The sequence below is a fragment of the Monashia sp. HAY1-2A genome (genome assembly GCF_056755315.1).
The window spans coordinates 1-7225 of record NZ_JBNDHY010000196.1; the positions used below are offsets into that span (position 1 = coordinate 1).

Genomic DNA, 7225 nt, shown 5'->3' on the forward strand with positions numbered 1-7225 from the left:
CACCTATCCCGTCCGTGAGACGGGAGGTGCCATCTGCGAGGTCAACGCCGCGCCCGGCTTCCGGATGCACACGCACCCCACGGTCGGCGAGCCGCAGTTCATCGCCAAGCCGGTCGTCGACCTGCTCTTCCCGCCGGGGACTCCCTCGCGCGTGCCGATCGTCGCGGTCACCGGCACCAACGGCAAGACGACGACGTCACGGATGATCGCCCACATCTTCAAGGGTCTCGGCCGCAAGGTCGGCATGACCTCGACCGACGGCGTCGTCATCGACGAGCGGCTCGTCATCAAGGCCGACGCGTCGGGCCCCCGGTCGGCGCGGATGGTGCTGCAGAACCCACGCGTCGACTTCGCCGTCATGGAGGTCGCGCGGGGCGGCATCCTGCGCGAGGGCCTCGGGTACGACCGCAACGACATCGCGGTCGTCACCAACATCGCGCCGGACCACCTGGGGATGAAGGGGATCGACACCCTGCGCCAGCTCGCCGACGTCAAGGCCGTCATCGTCGAGGCGGTGCCCCGCGACGGCTTCGCCGTGCTCAACGCCGACGACCCGCACGTGCGCAACATGCGACGCCGGTGCTCGGGCGGCATCGTCTGGTTCACGATGTCCGAACCCGGCACCGAGGTGCGTGAGCTCGTCGACGACCACTGCCGTCGGGGCGGGCGCGCCGTCGTGCTCGAGCCGAGCGACCGCGGGGAGATGATCGTCATCAAGCACGGGCGCCGCAGCATGCAGCTGGCCTGGACGCACCTGCTTCCCTCGACCTTCGGCGGTGCGGCGCGGTTCAACGTCGCCAACGCGCTGGCCGCGGCCGGGGCGGCCTTCGCCGCGGGGGCGCCCCTGCACGACATCCGGCAGGGTCTGCGCACCTTCGCCACCACCTACTACCTGTCCCCCGGGCGCCTCAACCTCGTCCACGTGGGCAACGCCGACGTCTTCGTCGACTACTGCCACAACGCGGCCGGCATGAAGGAGCTCGGGACCTTCGTCGACCGCTACGCCGAGCAGAAGCGCGGGCAGGCCGACCTGGCCCGGGTCTCACGCATCGGCATGATCGGAGCCGCCGGCGACCGTCGAGACGACGACATCCGCGAGCTCGGCGAGGTCGCCGCGCACCACTTCGACGTCGTCGTCGTCCGCGAGGACGCCCGCCTGCGTGGGCGCCGCCCCGGCGAGTCGGCGCAGCTCGTCGCCGAGGGTGCGCACAAGGCGATGGCCGACGGGGCCCGCTGCCGGCAGGTCGAGATCGTCCTCGACGAGCTCGAGGCGACGCGGCACGTGCTGGCGCGCACCAACCCCGGTGACGTCGTCGTCATGTGCGTCGACAACCACGCCCGCGTCGTCGCCGAGCTCGAGGAGCGGACGAAGTCGGCGCAGGCCGGCGCGCGCCTCGGAACCCCCGGGGCGGCCACGAGCGACCCCGACCTCGACCCGAGCACGCTCACCGAGACCGCGGAGGCCGAGGGCACCGAGGCCGAGGAGGAGGCGCTCGTCGGGCTCCCGGGTGACGCGCCGGGCGAGGCGGACCCCGGTCAGGCCGACGACACCGCCGTCTGACGGACGCCCTGCGGCCCGGAAGCGCGCCACGGCGCGGTTCCGGCCGGCATCCGGCCCCGTTCGGCGACGAGAAGTGCGCCACGGCGCGGTTCCGGCCGCGATCCGGCCCCTCCCGACGCCCGGAAGTGCGCCACGGCGCGGTTCCGGACGGCGTCCGGGGACGGCCCTGCCCGAGGGCGCCTGGGTCAGCCGTCGGCCGGGTCGAGGTCGTCGGCGTAGGCCCGCAGGGCCCGGCGGTAGGACTGGGCCTCGGGGTCGGTCGTGGCGTCCAGGGTCGCGCGCACCAGGTCCGCGACTGCCTCACGCTCACGGCCTAGGTCGGTGCGCACGAGCGCGCGGAACAGCAGTGCCGCCGTGCTGTGGGGCCGGGTCTCGAGCACGTCCTCGAGGACCGCGTCGGCCTCCTCGGGCCGACCGACGACGCGCAGACTCGACGCGAGCTGCAGCTGCGCCCGGTGCCGGTGCGGCTCGGGCAGTCCGCCACGGATCGCCTTCTCGTAGAGCGGGATCGCCCCGTGCTCGTCGCCCGCCGAGTCCATCGCGCCGGCCAGCTCGAACTCGAGCCGCGCGTCGCCGGGGTGCTCGTCGAGGAGTCGCCGGGCCGCTGAGATGCGCCCCTCCGGGTCCGCGGTCTCCCACAGGGCGGCGATCTCCGCCTCGAGCTCGTGCTCGCCCCGGGCAGCCACGACCTTGCGTCGGATCACCCGGGCGTCGTCGACGGTTCCGCCGTTGTCCCGCAGCCAGCGGTCGACCTCCGCGCGCTCGGCGTGGCACATGAGGGCCACGACGTCGCCGTCGTGGGCATGCGCGACGAGCTGCTCGAGGGCGGACAGCTCGGTGTCGTGGGCGGGGACGTCGAGGACGCCGACGCGCGCCAGGCCGTCCCGGAAGAGCCCCAGGAGGTTCTCCGGCTCCCTGCCGCGCAGGTAGCGCCTCGCGATCTTGAGGACGACGTCGTCGGCGCCCCGCCCGGCGATCTCGCCCATGGCCTCGATCGCCTCGTCGGTGCGGTCACCCGCGCAGCCGAGCCCGACGCGGACCGCCCCGCCGGGGGCCGCCAGGCCGTGCGCCACCTCGAGGAGCGCCTCGAGACCCGCCTCGTTGTGGGCCATGTCCATGATGACCGTGGCTCGACCGCCACGCCCGAGCGGCAGCGTGTAGGTGTTGAGGCGTCCCCAGTTGTGCTCGGGGTCGGGCGCGAAGGTGCGCAGCCCTTCCACGACCGCGGAGCGCGGGACGCCGAGCCCGAGGGCCGCGGCCGCACCCGCCAGGGCGTTCGCGATGTTGTTGCGCGACAGGCCGCTCAGGGTCATCGGCACGTCGGTGACCTTGACGAGCCGGTCGGGGTCGCCGTTGGCCGACAGGACGACGATCTCGCCCTCGAGCACCGTGATCCCCCGACCGCCGGCGTTGACCGCCTCCCAGAGGGCGGGCGAGTCGGGGTCGAGGCTGAACGCCCACGGCTTCGCCCGGCTGCGGCGGCGCATCGCCCACACGCGTGGGTCGTCGCCGTTGAGGACGCACCAGCCCTCCGGCCGCGTGACCGTGGTGACGATGGCCTTGACCTCGGCGAGCTGGTCGAGGGTGTCGATGCCCTGCAGCCCGAGGTGGTCGGCGCTGACGTTGGTGACGACGCTGACATCGTTGGCCGTGACGCCCATGCCACGCAGCAGCATGCCGCCGCGGGCCGTCTCGAGGATGCCCACCTGGAGGCCCGGGGTCTCGAGGACGCCGCGGGCGCCGGCCGGGCCCGAGAAGTCACCGGCCTCCGTGGTCTCCCCCATGACGACGATCCCGTCGGTCGAGCTCCAGGCCGTCGTCAGCCCGGCGGCCATGCACATGTGCGCCATGAGCCGGGTCGTCGTCGTCTTGCCGTTCGTGCCGGTGACGGACGCGACCGGCACGGTGGGTGTGATGACGCTGGGGCCGGGGCCGTCCGGCGCGGCGAGGATCCTCTCGGCCGCCGCGCCGATGGCGTCCTCGGCCCGGCACGTCGGCGCGAGGAGCTGTCCGAGGACCACGGCGACCTGCTCGCCCGCCACCTGTCCGCGGGTGCGGTGGACCCACGGGAAGGCGAGCACCGCGTCCTCGACGGCCCCTCCGGCGCGAACCCGGACGCCGAGCCGGCCGACGCCGATCTCGGTCCCGAGGCGGCGGGTCACGGTGCGGATGACCCGCATGACGAAGCGCTGGCGCAGCGCCGTGCCGCGCTTGCCCGGCCGCGCCGAGCGCAGCCCGAGGCGCGCCGCGAGGGCCTCGGCCTCGGTCCGCCGCAGGTCGAGGTAGCCGGGCAGGTGCAGGCTGACCTTGATGGCGGGCCGAGCGAAGTAGAGGTTCGGACCGTCGAGGACGCGCACCTCGTCGACCCGGACGGCCTCGGTCGCGGTGGCGGCGTCGGTGGTGGCCTCGGTGGTGGCGTCGGTGGTGGCGTCGGTCGCGCCGAGGGTGGTGGCGTCGGTCGCGGCGTCAGGCATGGGCAGGACTCTAGCGACGGGCTAGGGCGCTCGCGCGGCGCCGGTCAGGTCACTGGCCCATGGCGTGCACGCCGCCGTCGACGTGGACGATCTCGCCGGTCGTCGCCGGGAACCAGTCGGACAACAGCGCCGCGCACGCCTTGGCCGCGGGGACGGCGTCGTTGACGTCCCAGCCGAGCGGGGCGCGCTCGTCCCAGACCTGCTCGAACTGCTCGAAGCCGGGGATCGACTTGGCGGCGGTGGTGCGGATCGGGCCCGCGGCGACGAGGTTGCACCGCACGTTCCTCGGGCCGAGGTCGCGGGCCAGGTAGCGGTTCGTCGACTCGAACGCTGCCTTCGCCACCCCCATCCAGTCGTACACCGGCCAGGCGAACTTCGCATCGAAGGTGAGCCCGACGACGCTGCCGCCCTCCTTCATGAGCGGCAGGGCCGCGACCGCGAGGGACTTGAGGCTGTACGCCGAGATGTGCAGGGCCGTCGACACGTCCTCCCACGTCCCCTCGATGAAGTTGAACGCGCCCTGCGGGGCGAACCCGATCGAGTGCAGGACGCCGTCGAGGCCGTCGACGTGCTCGGCCAGGCGGTCGGCGAGGGTGTCGAGGTGTTCCTGCTCGGCGACGTCGAGCTCGATGACCGCAGGCGTCTCGGGCAGGCGACGCGCGATCGTCTGGGTGATCTTCATCGTCCGCCCGAACGAGGTGAGCACGACCTGCGCCCCTTCCTCCTGAGCGATCTTGGCGACGTGGAACGCGATCGAGCTGTCCATGAGGACACCGGTGACGAGCAGCTTCTTGCCTTCGAGGATTCCCATGCCTGCGACTTTCTGTGGGTTCGGGGAGGAGATGCGGTCGACGCGCCTGCAGCGTGTCGGAGCGTCGGAGCCGGTCAGCGCCGGTCAGCGCCGGTCAGCGCCGGTCAGCGCCGGCCAGCACCGCTGGGTCAGTGCCCCATGCCGAGGCCGCCGTCGACGGGGATGACGGCGCCGGTGATGTAGCCCGCCTCTTCGCTCGCGACGAACCGGACGACGGAGGCGACCTCCTCCGGCGTGGCGAAGCGGCCGGCGGGGATCCCGGACAGGTAGGCCTTCTTCTGGTCCTCGGGAAGCCCCGCGGTCATCTCGGTCTCGATGAAGCCCGGGGCGACGACGTTGGCCGTGATGCCGCGCCCACCGAGCTCGCGGGTGATCGACCGGGCCAGGCCGACGAGCCCGGACTTCGACGCGGCATAGTTGGTCTGGCCGGGCGAGCCGTAGAGGCCGACGACGCTGCTGATGAGGACGATCCGCCCCTTGCGCTTGCGGATCATGCCGGTGGCGGCCCGGCGCGCGCAACGGAACGCACCGGCGAGGTTGGTGTCGATGACCGCGTCGAACTCCTCGTCGCTCATCCGCATCAGCAGCGTGTCGCGGGTGATCCCGGCGTTGGCCACGAGCACCTCGACCGGGCCACCGAGCAGCTCCTCGGCCTGCGTGAACGCCTGGTCGACGGACGCCGTGTCGGTGACCTCGCAGACGACGCCGCGCAGCCCGTCCGGCGGCTCCCCCGAGCGGTAGGTGATGACGACGTTGTCGCCGGCGTCCGCGAAGGACCGGGCGATGGCCAGGCCGATGCCGCGGTTTCCTCCGGTCACGAGCACGTTGCGCTGCGTCCCCGCGGGTGCGCCGGGCGATGCGGTCGATGCCACTGGTCGTTCCTCCGTCCGTCCGGCCAGGCCGGGTCGTCGTGCTCACGGTCCGGCCCGCCTCGGCGGTCCGGAGCCCCATCAGTGCTGTCTGGTGCTGCCCCGAAACCTAACGGACTACCCAAGGGTAGACAGCACCGTAGGTCGCGGGGCGACGGCGACCTAAGGTGGAGAGGTGGCACGACACAACGACCGACCGGTGGTCCACACCGTCACCTCGGCGGCGACGTCGACGACCGACGACCAGAGCGCGCGGATGAAGCGCTACCTCATCATGATGGGGATCCGCGTCGCGTGCTTCGGGCTCGTCTTCGTCACGTCCGGCTGGGTGCGCTGGGCCGCCGTCGCCGGCGCGGTCGTCATCCCCTACTTCGCCGTCGTCATCGCGAACGCGGTGCGACCGCGGGAGGTCGGCTCCATCCAGGCCGTGACGCCGCGACCCGACGACACCCACCGCCTCGAGCAGTGACCCACCGGTGAGCGTCCTTCCCTCCCTCGACCCGGTCGAGGCACCCGAGCGCGTCTGCAGCGCGAAGGGCTGCCGAGCGACGGCCCGTCACGCGGTCGTCTGGAACAACCCGAAGCTGCACGCCGCCGACCGCCGCAAGGTCTGGCTCGCGTGCGACGAGCACCGGACGTCCCTCGCCGACTTCGTCGCGCTCCGGGGGTTCCTCATCGAGGTCGTCCCCGTGGAGGCGCTGACCGACGCCGACGGCTGACCGGTCGGCCGCGACGGTGCTCGGCCGGCTCAGCCGCCGATGGCGGACATGGGCCGGTCCGGCTGCACGAAGTCGGGGTCGCCGATGCCGTGCCCGCGCCGCTTGCGCCACATCTCACCGCGCATCAGAGCGAGCAGCTCGTCGTCGGAGGCGCCGTCGCGCATCGGCCCGCGCAGGTCGGTCTCGGTGGTGGAGAACAGGCAGTTGCGCACCTGTCCGTCGGCGGTGAGTCGGGTGCGGTCGCAGGCCGCGCAGAAGGGGGCCGACACGCTGGCGATGATGCCGACCGTCTGGGGACCGCCGTCGACGAGGAACCGCTCGGCGGGGGCACTGCCCCGGTCCGCGGCCGGCAGGGGTGTCAGGGTCCACCGCTGCGAGAGCCGGGCCCGGATCTCGTCGGCCGTGACCATGTCGCGCCGGTCCCACGCGTGCTGGGCGTCGAGGGGCATCTGCTCGATGAAGCGCAGCTCGTAACCGCGCTCGAGGCACCACGCCAGCACGTCGGCGACCGCGTCGTCGTTGAGACCGCGCATCGCGACGGCGTTGACCTTGACCGGCGTCAGCCCGGCCTCGGCCGCCGCCCGGAGCCCGGCCTCGACGTCGGCGAGCCGGTCCCGGCGCGTCAGCCGCGTGAAGGTCTCGGCGTCGATGGTGTCGAGACTGACGTTGACGCGGTCGAGCCCCGCGTCGCGAAGGGCGGAGGCGACCTTCTCCAGGCCGACGCCGTTGGTCGTCATGGCGATGCGGGGCCGAGGCTCGAGCGCGGCGATGCCGGCGACGAGGTCCACGAG

General features: G+C 73.1%; 7 protein-coding genes. 3 read left to right on the top strand and 4 right to left on the bottom strand.

The window, feature by feature from the left end; all coding sequences use genetic code 11:
* A partial coding sequence (locus tag ACPYOM_RS19890) for a Mur ligase family protein (RefSeq protein WP_481347275.1) occupies nt 1-1561 on the top strand: 1561 nt, incomplete at its 5' end.
* A gap of 185 nt (nt 1562-1746) precedes the next feature.
* On the opposite strand, the gene ACPYOM_RS19895 is transcribed toward ACPYOM_RS19890, so the two are convergent.
* The 3 genes from ACPYOM_RS19895 to fabG all read right to left on the bottom strand — a co-directional run bounded on the left by ACPYOM_RS19895 (nt 1747) and on the right by fabG (nt 5718).
* On the bottom strand, nt 1747-4035 hold the full coding sequence (locus ACPYOM_RS19895) for a tetratricopeptide repeat protein (protein WP_481347276.1): 2289 nt from the start codon (nt 4033-4035) through the stop codon (nt 1747-1749).
* Between the two features lie 49 nt (nt 4036-4084).
* The gene (gene fabI / locus ACPYOM_RS19900; RefSeq protein ID WP_481347277.1) at nt 4085-4846 is read right to left on the bottom strand and encodes an enoyl-ACP reductase FabI; all 762 of its coding nucleotides are present in this window, start codon (nt 4844-4846) and stop codon (nt 4085-4087) included.
* 128 nt (nt 4847-4974) lie between these two features.
* A complete protein-coding gene (fabG, locus tag ACPYOM_RS19905) occupies nt 4975-5718 on the bottom strand; it encodes a 3-oxoacyl-ACP reductase FabG (protein WP_481340712.1) in 744 nt (247 codons plus the stop codon).
* A 172-nt stretch (nt 5719-5890) separates the two neighbouring features.
* Between fabG and ACPYOM_RS19910 the strand changes: the two genes are divergently transcribed.
* Together ACPYOM_RS19910 and ACPYOM_RS19915 are read left to right on the top strand one after the other, a co-directional pair.
* Complete coding sequence (locus tag ACPYOM_RS19910; protein WP_481340713.1) at nt 5891-6184, top strand: DUF3099 domain-containing protein; 294 nt, start codon at nt 5891-5893, stop codon at nt 6182-6184.
* A 7-nt stretch (nt 6185-6191) separates the two neighbouring features.
* Nucleotides 6192-6434, top strand: a complete 243-nt coding sequence (locus ACPYOM_RS19915) for a hypothetical protein (RefSeq protein ID WP_481340714.1) — start codon at nt 6192-6194, stop codon at nt 6432-6434.
* A 29-nt stretch (nt 6435-6463) separates the two neighbouring features.
* On the opposite strand, the gene ACPYOM_RS19920 is transcribed toward ACPYOM_RS19915, so the two are convergent.
* On the bottom strand, nt 6464-7225 hold a 762-nt coding region (locus ACPYOM_RS19920; protein WP_481347278.1), incomplete at its 5' end, for a GTP 3',8-cyclase MoaA.